This is a genomic window from Celeribacter baekdonensis, assembly GCF_900102315.1.
Taxonomy (GTDB): Bacteria; Pseudomonadota; Alphaproteobacteria; order Rhodobacterales; family Rhodobacteraceae; genus Celeribacter; species Celeribacter baekdonensis.
In genome coordinates this window covers 745,937-760,781 of record NZ_FNBL01000001.1, presented here as the reverse complement: position 1 = coordinate 760,781, position 14,845 = coordinate 745,937, and the positions used below count along the sequence as shown (strand labels likewise).

Below are 14,845 nucleotides of genomic sequence, written 5' to 3'. Positions count from 1 at the left end.
ACAATGGAGTTTGGATTGGTCGAGCTGTCGCGTCTACAATTCGCGATGACAGCCCTGTATCACTTTCTCTTTGTGCCGCTGACACTTGGTCTGTCGATCATCGTCGCGATTATGGAGACGGTGTATGTGATGACGGGCCGCCCGATTTGGCGGCAGATGACGAAATTCTGGGGCACGCTGTTTGGGATCAACTTTGTCCTTGGCGTCGCCACCGGTATCACGATGGAATTTCAGTTCGGGATGAACTGGTCCTATTATTCCCATTATGTCGGTGACATTTTCGGCGCGCCACTGGCGATTGAGGGCCTGATGGCCTTCTTCCTTGAAGCCACGTTTGTGGGGCTGTTTTTCTTTGGCTGGGACAAGCTCTCGCGCACCGCACACCTTGTGGTCGCGTGGTTGGTCGCCATCGGGTCGAATTTCTCGGCGCTGTGGATTTTGATCGCCAATGGTTGGATGCAAAACCCGGTGGGGGCCGAATTCAACCCCGACACGATGCGCATGGAAATGACCAATTTCTTTGAGGTCATGTTTAACGAAGTGGCACAGGCCAAATTCGTTCACACCGTCTCGGCAGGCTATGTCACAGCCTCTGTGTTCGTGCTGGGTGTCTCGGCATGGTATCTCCTGAAAGGCCGCCATACGGAATTGGCCCGCCGCTCGATTGCCATTGCATCGGCCTTTGGCTTGGCCGCCGCCTTGTCTGTGGTGGTTTTGGGCGACGAGTCTGGCTACTCCGCCTCGCACACCCAAAAAATGAAACTCGCAGCGATTGAGGCGATGTGGGAAACCCATGATGCTCCGGCGCCTTTCACCCTGATCGGGTTCCCCGACAAGGAAGCGCGCGAAACCCATTATGCCATTGAAATCCCCTATGTGATGGGGCTCATCGGTACGCGGTCTCTGACCGAGGAAATCCCCGGCATCGACCAGCTTGTCGCTGAATCAAAAGACAAAGTGCGCTCTGGCATCATCGCCTATGATGCGCTGATGGCGATCCGGTCTGAGCGCGACGCGACTCCACCGGAGGTGCGCGCCACGTTCGAAGAGCATTCCGAGGATCTGGGCTATGCGCTTTTGCTCAAACGCTATGTCGATGATCCGCGCGACGCCACAGAGGCGCAAATCCAACTGGCCGCTGATGACACAGTGCCGGGCGTCTGGCCGATCTTCTGGGCCTTCCGTATCATGGTTGGGCTGGGCTTTAGCTTCATCGCGGTCATGGCATTTTTCTTTTACCGCGCTTCGTTCAAAGGCATGCAATTCCCGCGCTGGGCGCTGCGTTTGGGCGTGATCATCATCCCGACCCCGTGGATTGCCGCCGAGCTTGGTTGGTTTGTCGCCGAATTCGGTCGCCAACCCTGGACAGTGGACGGCATCCTCCCCACCGCGTTGTCGGCCTCGAACCTGTCGATCACCGATCTTTTGATCACGCTGACGGGCTTTGTGGTCTTCTATACGGCGCTCTTCATCGTCGAAATGGGTTTGATGCTCAAATACATCAAAAAAGGCCCCTACATGGATGTTGAAGAAACAGACAAATGGATGGAACGCCATTCGCACCGTTTGCGCACCCATGATGGCCAAGGCCCCTTTGCTGAAACCCCTGCGGAGTAAATGATATGATCCTTCACGACTTGATCTCTTTCGACATCCTCCGCGTGATCTGGTGGGCGCTTTTGGGTGTGCTTTTGATCGGCTTTGCCCTGACCGATGGGTTTGATTTGGGCGTGGGCGCATTGCTGCCCTTCGTTGGCAAATCCGACACCGAACGCCGGGTGATCATCAACACCATCGGCCCGATTTGGGAAGGCAACCAAGTGTGGTTCATCTTGGGCGGTGGGGCGATTTTTGCCGCATGGCCGACGCTTTATGCGGTCTCATTCTCGGGCTTTTATCTTGCGATGTTCCTGGTGCTGGCGGCGCTGATCCTGCGTCCTGTTGGCTTTAAATACCGCTCCAAACGTGAAGGTGCCGCATGGCGGACCACATGGGATTGGGCGTTGTTTGTCGGCGGTGCCGTGCCTGCGCTGATCTTTGGTGTGGCGGTCGGCAACGTGTTGCAAGGTGTGCCGTTCTACCTCACCCCCGACATGTTGATGCCGATGTATGAGGGCAATTCGATCATGAAGCTCTTGGGCCTTTTGAACCCCTATGCGCTCTTGGCCGGTGTCGTTTCGCTGTCCATGTTGTTGATGCATGGCTCTGCGTGGCTTGGCCTTAAAACCGAAGGCGTGATTGCCGACCGGGCCCGTCGCATCGGGTCCATTGCCGGGATCGTCGCCGCCCTGTCCTATGCGCTTGCGGGGCTTTGGTTGGCTTTCGGCATCGAGGGCTATCAGATCGTGGGTGAGGTGGTCAAAGACGGCCCATCCAACCCGCTGTTCTCCGAAGTCATCCGTGGCGGCAGTTGGATGGACGCCTATGCGACCCGGCCCTGGATCGCCGTGGCACCGATCATGGGCTTTGTCGGCATCGCTTTGGCCGTGATGGGCCTGCGTGCGGGCCGCGAGGTTTCGACGCTCTTGTTCTCCAAGCTCGCGATCTTTGGCATCATCTCTTCGGTCGGGCTGACGATGTTTCCATTCATCCTGCCCTCCACCGTTGATCCCTCCAGTTCGCTCACCGTCTGGGACAGCTCCTCCTCGCATCTCACCCTTTTCGTGATGCTGGTCTGTGCCGTGATCTTTATGCCACTCATCCTTGCCTACACCTCTTGGGTTTACAAAGTCCTCTGGGGCAAAGTGACCGAAGATGACGTCACCCAAAACACGCAAAGCTACTGAGAAAGGAAAGACTTATGTGGTATTTCGCTTGGCTCTTAGGCCTCCCGCTCGCCGCCCTTTTCGCTGTGCTCAACGCGATGTGGCTTGAGATGCGCGAAGATGCGCGTCTGATCCGTGAGGCCGACGAAGACACGACCACCTGACCTCGCGTCCCGGTCAGGCTCGACCCCCGAGGGCGGATGTCGTTCCCCGCCCTCGGGGGAACTTATCAAACAAATGCCGCCCTTCGGGGCGGATTTCTCACACCAAAACAATGCATACATATGCATACGATAATGCGGAGACTCCCATGAACACCCGTTCTTCACCTACGTTGGATCGGCCGTTGGATCGGCGCGGATTTTTAGGCCTCGCCATCGGTGCCACGGCCCTTGCCGCAAGCTCTGGCACGGTTCAGGCCGCGCCGCTGAAAACAGCCGCCAAAATCGTCATCATCGGGGCAGGCGCGGGCGGCACTGCCCTTGCCAACCGATTGGTCACCCGGCTTGACGGTGCGCAAATCACCCTCATTGATCCGCGTCAGGAGCATTTGTATCAACCCGGTCTGACATTGGTTGCAGCCGGATTGAAGCCCGCCGGTTACGTCACCTCCAAAACCACCGATTGGTTGCCCAAAGGCGTTACTTTGATCGCGCAAAAAGCCGTGGCCATCGACCCCGTCGCGAAAACCGTATCGACCGAAAGCGGTGACACGCTTGGATACGATTTCCTCGTCGTGGCCCCCGGGCTTGTGCTGGACCATGACGCGATTGAGGGGTTTTCCCTTGATATGGTGGGTGAAAACGGCATCGGCGCTTTGTATGCCGGGCCGCAATATGCCTCCGCCACATGGAAAGCCGCCTCTAAGTTTATCGAAGAGGGCGGGCATGGCGTGTTCACCCGTCCGGGCACCGAAATGAAATGCGCCGGCGCCCCTTTGAAACACACGTTTTTGATTGATGACCGGCTGCGCCGCGCCGGAAGCCGCGACAAAGCCGAAATCACTTACGCCGCCCATGATGGCGCGCTGTTCGGGGTGCCGATTGTCTCCGAAAAGGTCCGTATGCTCTTTGGTGATCGCACCATTGCGCCGGTGTACAATCACGTTCTGAAATCCATCGACCCCGGCAGCAAACGTGCCACCTTCACCACGCCCGAGGGCACGGATGAGATCGACTATGATTACCTCCATGTCATCCCGCCGCAACGCGCGCCTGAGGTGATCCGCCAATCCGGCCTGTCTTGGGCCGACAAATGGACCGACCAAGGTTGGGTCGAATGCGACATGGCCACGTTGCAACACCTGCGCTACCCTGACATTTGGGCCTTGGGTGATGTGGCCGGCGTGCCAAAGGGCAAAACCGCCGCCTCGGTGAAATGGCAAGTGCCTGTAATTGAGGATCAAATCCTCTCCGCCATCGCGGGTACGGAACCGACCGAGACCTATAACGGCTATACCTCTTGCCCGATGATCACCAAAATCGGCCGCGCGATGTTGGTGGAATTCGACTACAACAACAACCTCACCCCCTCTTTTCCCGGCATCATTCCCCCGCTCGAAGAGCTGTGGATTTCCTGGCTGATGAAAGAGGTTGCCCTCAAAGCCACCTATAACGCCATGCTGCGTGGCAAAGCGTAAGGAGCGCATGATATGAAAGATATGACATTCCAAACCCTTCTTGCGGTCTTCGAGGAAATCTTTGGCCGGGGTCTGTTTTGGACCATGGTTATCGCGGCTGTTCTGGTGACTGTCGGCTATGTCTATGTGCTGATCCGGGACCGGTCGGTGAGTTGGCACAAATTCCTTTGGGCGCAACTTTCCATGCCTTTGGGCGCGATTGCGGCCGTCTGGTTCGTGATGGCGATGACCCATTCAGCGCTTTCGGATATTGGCGGGGCCATTGATGTGATCGTGCTGTTGGGGGTGGCCGCTATGGGCGCGGTCGGCATGGCGATTTTGGTCTATACCGTTCAGTCGCTGATCAAAAAGCCGCAAAGCGACCCAGCATCCTGACGGCCAGCGAGAGCGGCCCGAAGGTCAAGCCCCCCATCTCGTGCGGAGTGGGGGGCTTGTTCATATGCGGCGTCTCCCCCCCCCGTCCAAAGGGGCTTGCTCTTTACATCAAGGCAGCGCTCCTTTAATCGCACAGTGATGGACCGCGTGAACGGAAAAAGGCTTTGAGTACGAGATATGTGCGACACTTCCATCATCATTCCCGCCCGCAATGAGGCCGAAAACATCGAGACTTTGCTCGATGGCATTGCTCAAGCCTGTGCCGCCATTGGCCCGTGGGAAGTGATCGTCATTGATGACGCCTCTGATGATGGCATGGCTGACATTCTGGCCCGCCGGATGACGCAGATGCCTGAGCTTCGGGTGATCCGCCATAACCGCTCGGGTGGTCAATCGGCGGGGGTGCATTCCGGCGTGCGCGCCGCGCGGGGCACCTATATTTGTACCCTTGATGGCGATGGTCAAAACCCGCCCTCGGAAATCCCCAATATGTTGGCGCCTTTCAAGGGGCTGAACAGTGCGCAGATCGGGCTTGTGGCAGGTCAGCGCGTGGCGCGGCAAGACACATGGTCCAAACGCTATGCCTCGAAATTCGCCAATGCGCTGCGGGCGAAACTTCTCAAAGATGGCACCCGCGACACCGGTTGTGGCCTCAAAGCCTTCCGCCGTGATGACTTTTTGGCGCTGCCCTATTTTGATCACATGCACCGCTATTTGCCTGCGCTGTTTGCGCGCGATGGCTGGACCATCGCTCATGTTGACGTGTCCCATGCGGCGCGCGGCGGCGGTCGCTCGCATTATTCCAATCTTCAGCGCGCGCTTGTCGGTGCGATTGATCTGATCGGGGTTGCCTGGCTTTTGACGCGTCGCAAGAAAGCCCAGCCCACCGAAGTTATCCGTCCCGAAAATCAAGGCTAAGCCATGCAAATGCTGATGAATATGCTTCACGTCGACAGTGGTGCCGAGCTGTGGTGGGTGGTTTTTGGACTGGCCGCACAGCTCATGTTCACCGCGCGGTTTTTGTTGCAATGGATCGCCTCGGAACGCGCCAAAGACAGTGTCATGCCCGTCGCCTTTTGGTATTTTTCCCTGATCGGTGGCGTGATGCTTTTGGCCTATGCGCTCTATCGGCGCGACCCTGTGTTCATTCTGGGTCAGGCGCTTGGCGTCTTTATCTACGCCCGCAACCTTTGGCTGATTTATGCAAAACGACGTGCCCAACCCTCCCCGTCTGAATGAGTGGCTTCCAACCGCTCTGATCCTTGTGGTCGTGGCCGTTGGCCTACGACTTTTCATGCTGATCTTTGATCAAACCGACCTTTTCGTGGATGAGGTTCAATATTGGTTTTGGGGCCAAAACCTTGATTTCGGATATTATTCCAAGCCGCCTTTGATCGGTTGGGTGATCCGTTTGGTCACCGATCTGGCCGGGTCCGATGCACCGTTTTGGGTGCGGATGCCCGGCGCGGTGTTGCATGGCATCACGGCTTTGATCTTGGGTGCCTTGGCCGCGCGATTGATCGGACGCGCCGCCGCGCTTTGGACCGTGGCGCTCTATCTCTCGCTGCCCTTCGTCAGCCTCGGTTCGGTGATGATCTCGACCGATACGATCATGGCGCCGTTTTATGCCGCCGCGCTTTTGTTTCTGTTCCGCACCGCCGACACCCGCCGCGCCTCGGATGCGTTGGCGGTTGGCCTGTTCGCCGGGCTGGCCTTTATGGCGAAATACGCCGCCATTTACATTTTGGCGGGGGCCGGGTTGGCGATGATCTTTGTGCCGATGCTGCGTCCCGGTTGGCGCAATCTTGTGGTGATGATCGCGGGCTTTGCCCTGGTGATCTCCCCCAATGTCATGTGGAACCTGTCGCATGATCTGACCACTGTGTCGCACACGATGGACAATGCCGGGTGGGTGCGTCATGGCGCAAAATTCGATCTTGGCTCACTCCTGACGTTCCTTGGCAGCCAGTTCGGAGTCTTTGGGCTGATCCCGATGGCGGCGCTGATCTGGGCTTATCTGAGCCCGCGCACACAGACCCATCGCGCCCTTGTGCTCTTGTCGATCCCCGCTATTTTTGTTGTTTCCGTTCAGGCGCTTATGGACAAAGCCTATGCCAATTGGGCCATTGCCACCTATTTTGCCGGCATGGTTTTGGTGGTGATGGTCTTGCCACGTTGGGGCCGGATTGCCGCCCTTGCGCTCAATGGCATTTTGGCTGTGGCGCTCCCGGTCTTACTCATCCTTGCGCCTTGGCCGATGTCAGGGGACAAGCCGCTTTTGAACCGTTATCTTGGCCGTCATGCTCTTTCCGAGAGCATTCTCGCCTTGGCCGAGCGCGAGGATCTGCCCGTCGTGACTTCTAATCGAGACATCTTGGCCGATCTGTTTTATACGGGCCGCGATCGTGACGTGGCCCTTTATGCCATGCCCGAAACGGGACGCCCGTCGAGCTATTATGCGCAAAATTTCGCGTTGCCAGAGGATGTAATCGGCTCTGTCTTGGTGGTGTCCTTCGGCGACATCCCCTGTCCGGGGGACGCGTTGGAGGGATTGGTGCGTGAGGGCACATGGTCGACCACGGAGCTGCGTGCAACCCGTGTGGACGCCGGGTGTTTGTTTGCCAAATAATCGCTGAGGCTTGGGGCGCTCAGTGCCCGGTTTGTTTCAAAACAACCCCGGCCGTGCGCGCGATCAACGCCATATCGGTACTCAGGCTCAGGCGTTTGTAATACAGATGATCGTAGCGGACGCGATCGGTGAAACTGGTCTCACCGCGCCCTGAAATTTGCCAAACACCGGTGATGCCGGGGCGCATTTCAAAATAAGCCCAGCCATTGGCCGCCTCATAGAGCATTTGCTGACTGGTCATAAATGGACGCGGGCCGACAAAGCTCATGTCCCCTTTGATCACGTTCAAAAGCTGCGGCAACTCATCCAAACTTGTGGCGCGAATGAACCGGCCAACTTTGGTGATCCGGGGATCATGGCGCAATTTCTGATACTTATGCCATTCTTCCGCGATCTCTGGGTCCTCACGGCACAACCGTTCCAAAAGCTCATCGGCATTCTGACGCATCGAGCGCAGTTTATAAAACTGGAACAATTTTCCGTTTCGACCAACCCGGCGCTGCATATAAAAGGCAGGCCCGCCGTCGAGACTCACCAAAAAGGCGAGTATCAGGATCACCGGCAAAATGAACGGAGTCATTGCGGCGGCGAGCAGCAAATCAAAAGCGCGCTTACCACCCTTTCGATACAAAATTCCCGACCGAGGAGGCGCAGGACGGACCCCCTTTGAAAACTGCGTATTTCCTTTTGGCAAAATGGACATCTCCGCCCCCCGCGACGTGTACAGTAAACATAGTATCAACCGTGCCGATGCACGATTCTTTTCACGGGGATAACAGTCCCGCGACTTTGTATCACGGTTTAATGGCACAGGCGCAGGTTTATGTGGCATTTTTATTTTTGAGCCGCAAAAAATCGCCGATTTCAGACGGTTTACGCCGTCGTTGGGAAAATTGCGACAGGACACCAAGCCCTGAGGGGGCTTGCACTTTGATGCTTGCCAACCATTATGGGGCGAATTTCCGGGACAAGGGGAGAGCTGAGAGGGATCGGATGGATGCGACGCCTGAGGTCAGCCTTGCTTGGTGTTGGTAGACACGCGGTTGATGCAAATGTGGCAGTGGCGATGACGGAGGACATATGACCGAGCAGGCGGCACATTGGTTCGGCTTGGGCGCTGCGGAATGGCAGGCGGTGGCCCTGTCTCTCAAAGTGGCCTTTTGGGCGGCGCTTCTCAGCCTGCCTTTGGGGATATTTGTGGCCTATGCTTTGGCGCGGTGGCGGTTTGCGGGGCGCGAGGTTCTCAATGGTTTGGTGCATTTGCCGCTGATTCTACCCCCGGTGGTCACCGGCTATCTGTTGTTGATGACCTTTGGCGCGCGCGCGCCGTTGGGCGCGGCGCTCAAAGAGATCGGGATCGTGTTCGCCTTTCGCTGGAGCGGTGCCGCTTTGGCGGCGGCGATCATGGGCTTTCCTTTGATGGTGCGCGCGATCCGCCTGTCGATTGAGGCGATTGATCCCAAATTGGAAGAGGCCGCCACCTCGCTTGGAGCCTCACCGATCCGGGTGTTTTGGACCGTCACGCTGCCCTTGGCCTTGCCCGGTGTGCTCGCCGGAGTGGTTTTGGCCTTTGCCAAGGCTTTGGGCGAATTTGGCGCGACGATCACCTTTGTCTCCAACATTCCTGGTCAAACCCGCACGCTGCCCTCGGCCATCTACGCGTTCCTACAAGTGCCCGGCGGTGAAAGCGCGGCGTTGCGATTGGTGGTGATTTCGATTGTTTTGGCGATGACCGCGCTGATCCTGTCTGAATTTCTGGCGCGGCGTATGGCCAAACGGGGGCGCGGCGCATGAGCATTTCGGTTCAGCTCCGTCACCAGTTTCAGGGGTTTGCCCTTGAGGCGCAATTTGATGTGCCCTCGGGTGTGACGGCACTGTTTGGTCGGTCGGGCTCGGGCAAATCCACGGTGATCCGCGCGATTGCCGGGCTGTTTGGCCCGGATGAGGCGCGGGTGGTGATCAATGGCCGGGTGTTGTGCGACACCGGGGCGGGGATTTGCTTGCCGCCGCACAAACGTCGGATCGGCACGATTTTCCAAGATGCCCGGTTGTTTCCGCATCTGTCTGTGCGGCAAAATCTCGACTATGGCCGCCGATTTTCCGACCGCGATGTGCCCGAATCTGAGGTGGCACAGATGGTCGAGATGCTGGGCATTGGCCATTTGTTGGACAGGCGTCCAGCCGGGTTGTCTGGCGGGGAACAGCAACGGGTCGCCATTGGTCGTGCGCTGTTGTCCGGGCCGGATTTGATCTTGGCCGATGAACCTCTGGCGGCACTTGATGATGCGCGAAAAGACGAAATTCTCCCGTATTTTGAGCGGCTTCGCGATGAGGTTTCTATCCCGATCCTCTATGTCAGTCACAGCCCCGCCGAGGTCGCGCGTCTGGCGACAACGGTGGTGGCCTTTGAATCCGGGCGCGTCACCGGGCAGGGCGGTGCGGTTGAAATCCTGGGCGATCCAAGCCTTATGCCCGCGGGTGTGCGTGGCGCTGGCGCGCTCATTGAGGCACAGGTCCACGCGCATCATGCGGACGGTCTGACCGAACTGTCTGCCGGGGGCGTGCCGTTGTTTTTGCCCAAATTGGACGCGGCACCGGGCGCTCAGGTCCGCCTGAGAATTGCGGCGCAGGATGTGATTTTGTCGCCCGCGCGTCCAAAGGGGCTTTCGGCACTCAATATTATGCCCGGGACCATCGCGCACATCCGCATGGGCGAGGGGCCGGGGGCCATGGTTTCGCTCGCAACACCTGCGGGTGTGGTTTTGGCGCGGGTGACCAAACGTTCCGCCGCCGCTCTTGACCTAAAACAAGGTATGCTTTGTCACGCTGTGATTAAATCTGTCTCGATTGCGCGTCAAACAGTGGCGCGTGGTGCGGGGCCGCTTGGGTCAGGCGAGGTGAGGGACGTAAAATACAGTAATTCGTGACAGATTGCTTATTTTCTCCTACTCAAAGACCAAGCTGCGCTTGCACATGGCATATGATTTGCTACATATGCAAAAAATTGAATATTATGTGATGCCACTCGATGACACTCACAGAACCGAAATGAGGACCTTATGCGCCGCACCCTAATGCTCATCTTACCGCTGATGTCCGGAAGCTTTCTGGCCATTGACCCCGCCTTTGGCGAGACGTTGACTGTGACCCCACAGGCGGTCATCGAATGGAAACCGGTTTATGCCGAGGTTGAGACCCGCGATCGCGTCCCCGCCCGCGCCCGGATTGGCGGGACGATTTCCGCGCTCGACGTGACCGAAGGCGATATGGTTGAGGCCGGTCAACGGGTTGCCATCATCGAAGACACCAAATTGTTGTTCCAAATCGAAGGTATCGACGCCCAACTCGACGCTTTTGGCTCGCAACTGGAACAAGCGCAGGCCGATTTGGATCGTGGCCAATCCCTTTCTGAACGGGGTGTGATTTCCAACCAAAGTCTGCAAGCCTTGCAAACCAACGTGAACGTGCTCGAAAGTCAGATTACAAGCCTGAAATCCGAACGCCAAGTCGTAGCACGTCAGATCGAAGAGGGTGAAGTGCTGGCGCCCGAGGCGGGTTTGGTTCTCTCCGTGCCCGTGTCCAAAGGCGGCGTCGTGTTTGCCGGTGAAGAAGTGGCAACCATCGGCGCAGGGGGTGCGTTCTTGCGCCTCGGCGTCTCTGAACGTTACGCCGACACGCTCAAACAGGGCGATACCATTGAAATCACCGAAGCCGGCACCGCCACATCCGGCACGCTTGCCAAAATTTATCCCCTGATTGAGGGGGGGCGGGTGCAAGCCGATGTCGAGGTCGAGGGCCTTGAGACCACCTTCGTCGGCCGTCGGGTTCAGGTGCGCTTGCCTGTGGGCAGCCACGACGGGCTTTTGGTCCCTGAAACCGCGCTGACCCAATCTGGCGGGCTTGATTTCGTGTCCGTCGATCTGCCCTCCGGCCCCTCGGACCGTGTGGTCGTTCCTGGCAATCGGGTTGAAACAGACGGCATTGTTTGGGTCGAAATTCTAAGCGGTTTGACCGCTGGCGATGTGGTGGTGACGTCTCATGAATAATCCGCACGGTCCCTCGGGCGCGCTCGGCCTTGCCGGGCGCTTGACCCGCACATTCATCCTCTCCCCGCTCACCCCGTTGTTTCTCTTGGCCTCTTTGGCCGTGGGCATGATCGCGCTGGTGTCTTTGCCACGCGAAGAGGAGCCGCAAATCTCCGTGCCCATGGTCGACATTCATGTCGATACCTCTGGGCTCAAGGCGCAGGATGCGCTCAAACTCGTGACCGAGCCATTGGAGACCATCGTCAAAGGCATTGATCAGGTCGAACATGTCTATTCGGACAGCCGCGATGATCACGTCATGGTCTCCGCGCGCTTCATGGTCGGCGTGTCGTCCGACACCGCCATCCTGCGGGTGCGCGATAAAATCATGGCCAATCTTGACCGCATCCCGCTCGGTATTCCTGAACCTTTGGTTGTGGGCCGGGGCATCAATGACGTGGCGATTGTCGCGCTGACCTTTAGCCCCGCTGAGGGGAATGAAGGCATGATGCCCTCTGATCTCACGCGGATCGTCAAAGAGGTCGAAGTGCGCCTCGCCCGGATCGAAAACGTCGGCCTCACCTATGTGATTGGCGGCACCGAAGAGGCGCTTCGTGTTGCCCCCTCGCCGGAAAAACTGGCGCTTTACGGTATTACCTTGCAACAGCTTGCGGGCAAAGTGCAGAGCGCAAACTCCTCATCCCCGGCGGGTTTGCTGCGCGATGGTGGCGACCAAATTGGCCTGATTATCGGCAAAACCCTGACCACGCCGGAAGAAATCGGCAACCTCGAACTCACCGCCCGCGATGGTCGGACGGTCTATGTCCGCGATGTGGCCGAGATCGGGTTTGTCTCCGATCTCGACGAAAAACATGTGGCGACCCTGACGCGCGCGGGGGCCGACAGCGGGGTCGAAGGCGTCCATGCCGCGATCGACATGAATGCGGAGATCATCCGCCGCCCCGCCGTGACTCTGGCCATTGCCAAGCGCGCGGGGGCCAATGCGGTGACCGTGGCCGAAGAGGTCCTGACCCGTGTGTCCGAGATGGAAGGCAGCATCATCCCCGACAGTGTCAGCATCGAAGTGACGCGGGATTACGGCGAAACCGCCAATGAAAAAGCCAATGAATTGCTGTTTCACCTGGGCCTTGCGACCGTCTCCATCGTTATTCTGGTGTTGATCGCCATCGGCTGGCGCGAGGCCGTTGTGGTCGCCATCGTGATCCCGGTGACCATCCTTTTGACCCTCTTTGCCGCCTATATCATGGGCTACACGCTCAACCGCGTGTCCCTGTTTGCGCTGATTTTCTCCATCGGGATTTTGGTCGATGACGCCATTGTGGTGATCGAAAACATCGCCCGTCATTGGGGCATGAAAAAGCCCGGTCAAAACCGGTTTGGTGCGGCTGTTGCCGCTGTGGCTGAGGTCGGAAACCCGACCATCGTGGCCACTTTGACCGTGGTCGTGGCGCTTTTGCCGATGCTCTTTGTTTCGGGATTGATGGGGCCATATATGTCCCCGATCCCGGCCAATGCCTCGGCTGCGATGATCTTTTCCTTTTTCGTGGCGGTGATGATCACGCCTTGGTTGATGTTGAAAATCGCCGGGCGCGCGGAGCTTCATCACGATGAAGAGGGCGCGTTTCCGGGGGGCAAATTGGGCAAGTTTTACGCCTCCATTGCGCGGCCCGTCTTGGCGTCGAAAAAAGTCGCTTGGATGTTTTTGTTGGCGGTGATCGTGTTGTCTTTTGGCTCGCTCGGCGCGCTTTATACCAAAGACGTCACGGTCAAATTGCTGCCCTTTGACAACAAATCCGAACTGGCCATCATGGTCGATCTGCCGGAAGGCGCGTCTGTCGAGGCCACGGATGCGATTGTCCAACAGGCGGCGCGTCTGGCCATGAGCCTGCCCGAAGTGATGTCGGCCCAGACCCATGCGGGCACCTCTGCCCCCTTCAACTTCAATGGTCTCGTGCGGCATTACTATTTGCGCGAAAACCCGGAGATGGGCGAGGTGCAACTCAAACTTTTGCCGAAAACCGAACGCGACCGGACCTCGCATGACATCGCGCTCGAACTGCGGGAAATAATCCTTGAGGGTATCACTGTGCCGCCGGGCACCGCGATGAAAGTGGTCGAACCTCCCCCCGGACCGCCGGTGATTTCGACGCTGCTGGCCGAAATCTATGGTCCCGATGGCGAAACCCGGCGTGCGGTTGCAGGCAAGGTGCGCGAGGCGTTTGAAGAGGTTGATTTCATCGTCGATACCGATGACAATTTCGGGGTTCAGGCGCGGCGCATTCGGGCCGAAATGCTGCCCTCCGATTTGAATTTCTATCAGGTCAATGAAACCGATGCCGCGCAGACGCTTCAACTTTTGAACAGCTATACCACGGTGGGCTATTCACACCGTGGCGAAGGCCGCCGCCCGATCCCGATTGTGATCGGACGCGATCGCTCGGATCGGATTCTGAATGCCGAAACACTGTCGACGCCGGTGCCCGCCAACGCATTGCCCGGTGGGCGTGGCGTGGTGGAGCTGGGGGATGTGGTTAAAATCACGGAGGAACAAACCTCCTTCCCGATTTTCCGTCACAATGGCTACGATGTGGTGATGGTTCAGGCCGAACTCGCCGGTGAATATGAAGCGCCGCTTTATGGCATGATGGCCGTCGCGGATAAATTGGATGCGATGGATTGGCCGGAGGGGATGAAGCCTGAAATTTCTCTTCATGGTCAGCCGTCCCAGACCGATCATCCGACCCTGTTGTGGGATGGCGAATGGGAGGTGACCTGGATCACCTTCCGCGACATGGGAGCGGCGTTTGGTGTGGCGCTTTTGGGGATATACATCCTCGTGGTGGCACAGTTTGGCTCGTTCCGCTTGCCCTTGGTGATTCTGACGCCGGTGCCTTTGACCTTTTTGGGGATCATGATCGGGCACTGGTTGTTTGGCGCGCCGTTTTCGGCCACGTCGATGATTGGCTTCATCGCTTTGGCGGGGATCATTGTGCGAAACTCGATCCTCTTGGTCGATTTCATTCGCAACGCCGATGATCAAGGCAATGTGACGCTTGATATTCTCATTGAAGCAGGGGCCACGCGGTTCAAGCCGATCCTGTTGACCGCGATTGCCGCAATGATTGGGGCGGCGGTGATTTTGGTGGACCCGATCTTCCAAGGTCTGGCGATTTCGCTCTTGTTTGGGCTGTTGTCTTCGACGGCGCTGACTGTGCTGGTTATCCCAGCCATCTATCGCATTTTCAAAATGTGAGGGGAGGAACCAGCCTGCGCGAGATCACATAGGTCTCAATCAGCAATATGGAATAAAGAGGGGGCGCAATTCGCCCCTCTTTTGCCCGATATACCACGAACGATGTCAGCCGTATGAGCCTCGCCAGCGGACTGTCCG

General features: G+C 57.8%; 13 protein-coding genes. 12 read left to right on the top strand and 1 reads right to left on the bottom strand.

Going from position 1 to position 14,845, the window contains the following annotated elements; genetic code table 11:
- Window positions 1–3 precede the first annotated feature (3 nt).
- The 8 genes from BLT54_RS03810 to BLT54_RS03775 all read left to right on the top strand — a co-directional run bounded on the left by BLT54_RS03810 (window position 4) and on the right by BLT54_RS03775 (window position 7,408).
- Window positions 4–1,617, top strand: a complete 1,614-nt coding sequence (locus BLT54_RS03810) for a cytochrome ubiquinol oxidase subunit I (RefSeq protein WP_074641168.1) — start codon at window positions 4–6, stop codon at window positions 1,615–1,617.
- Window positions 1,618–1,622: 5 nt separating this feature from the next.
- Complete coding sequence (cydB, locus tag BLT54_RS03805; protein ID WP_074641165.1) at window positions 1,623–2,786, top strand: cytochrome d ubiquinol oxidase subunit II; 1,164 nt, start codon at window positions 1,623–1,625, stop codon at window positions 2,784–2,786.
- Window positions 2,787–2,800: 14 nt separating this feature from the next.
- Window positions 2,801–2,929 carry a cytochrome bd-I oxidase subunit CydX gene (cydX, locus tag BLT54_RS03800; protein WP_009572914.1) on the top strand — a complete coding sequence of 43 codons (129 nt, stop codon included), beginning with the start codon at window positions 2,801–2,803 and terminating at the stop codon, window positions 2,927–2,929.
- A 146-nt stretch (window positions 2,930–3,075) separates the two neighbouring features.
- Window positions 3,076–4,404: an NAD(P)/FAD-dependent oxidoreductase gene (locus BLT54_RS03795; RefSeq protein ID WP_074641163.1), complete on the top strand. Its 1,329-nt coding sequence runs from the start codon at window positions 3,076–3,078 to the stop codon at window positions 4,402–4,404.
- 12 nt (window positions 4,405–4,416) lie between these two features.
- On the top strand, window positions 4,417–4,779 hold the full coding sequence (locus BLT54_RS03790; protein WP_074641161.1) for a DUF5368 domain-containing protein: 363 nt from the start codon (window positions 4,417–4,419) through the stop codon (window positions 4,777–4,779).
- A 177-nt stretch (window positions 4,780–4,956) separates the two neighbouring features.
- The gene (locus BLT54_RS03785; protein WP_074641158.1) at window positions 4,957–5,697 is read left to right on the top strand and encodes a glycosyltransferase family 2 protein; all 741 of its coding nucleotides are present in this window, start codon (window positions 4,957–4,959) and stop codon (window positions 5,695–5,697) included.
- Window positions 5,698–5,700: 3 nt separating this feature from the next.
- On the top strand, window positions 5,701–6,018 hold the full coding sequence (locus tag BLT54_RS03780; RefSeq protein WP_074641155.1) for a lipid-A-disaccharide synthase N-terminal domain-containing protein: 318 nt from the start codon (window positions 5,701–5,703) through the stop codon (window positions 6,016–6,018).
- Window positions 5,993–7,408 (top strand): ArnT family glycosyltransferase, encoded by a 1,416-nt coding sequence (locus tag BLT54_RS03775; protein WP_176832818.1) that lies wholly within the window; start codon window positions 5,993–5,995, stop codon window positions 7,406–7,408. The genes BLT54_RS03780 and BLT54_RS03775 overlap by 26 nt, the downstream gene beginning before the upstream one ends.
- 19 nt (window positions 7,409–7,427) lie before the next feature.
- Here BLT54_RS03775 and BLT54_RS03770 read toward each other — a convergent pair whose 3' ends face one another.
- Window positions 7,428–8,111 carry a sugar transferase gene (locus BLT54_RS03770; RefSeq protein ID WP_074641151.1) on the bottom strand — a complete coding sequence of 228 codons (684 nt, stop codon included), beginning with the start codon at window positions 8,109–8,111 and terminating at the stop codon, window positions 7,428–7,430.
- A gap of 377 nt (window positions 8,112–8,488) precedes the next feature.
- Here BLT54_RS03770 and modB point away from each other — a divergent pair, with 377 nt between their 5' ends.
- The 4 genes from modB to BLT54_RS03750 all read left to right on the top strand — a co-directional run bounded on the left by modB (window position 8,489) and on the right by BLT54_RS03750 (window position 14,707).
- Window positions 8,489–9,202, top strand: coding sequence for a molybdate ABC transporter permease subunit (gene modB, locus BLT54_RS03765; RefSeq protein ID WP_074641149.1), 714 nt, complete (start codon window positions 8,489–8,491; stop codon window positions 9,200–9,202).
- Window positions 9,199–10,335 (top strand): molybdenum ABC transporter ATP-binding protein, encoded by a 1,137-nt coding sequence (gene modC / locus BLT54_RS03760; protein WP_074641147.1) that lies wholly within the window; start codon window positions 9,199–9,201, stop codon window positions 10,333–10,335. The genes modB and modC overlap by 4 nt, the downstream gene beginning before the upstream one ends.
- A 132-nt stretch (window positions 10,336–10,467) precedes the next feature.
- A complete protein-coding gene (locus BLT54_RS03755; RefSeq protein ID WP_083351669.1) occupies window positions 10,468–11,454 on the top strand; it encodes an efflux RND transporter periplasmic adaptor subunit in 987 nt (328 codons plus the stop codon).
- Complete coding sequence (locus BLT54_RS03750; RefSeq protein ID WP_074641144.1) at window positions 11,447–14,707, top strand: efflux RND transporter permease subunit; 3,261 nt, start codon at window positions 11,447–11,449, stop codon at window positions 14,705–14,707. The genes BLT54_RS03755 and BLT54_RS03750 overlap by 8 nt, the downstream gene beginning before the upstream one ends.
- Window positions 14,708–14,845 lie beyond the last annotated feature (138 nt).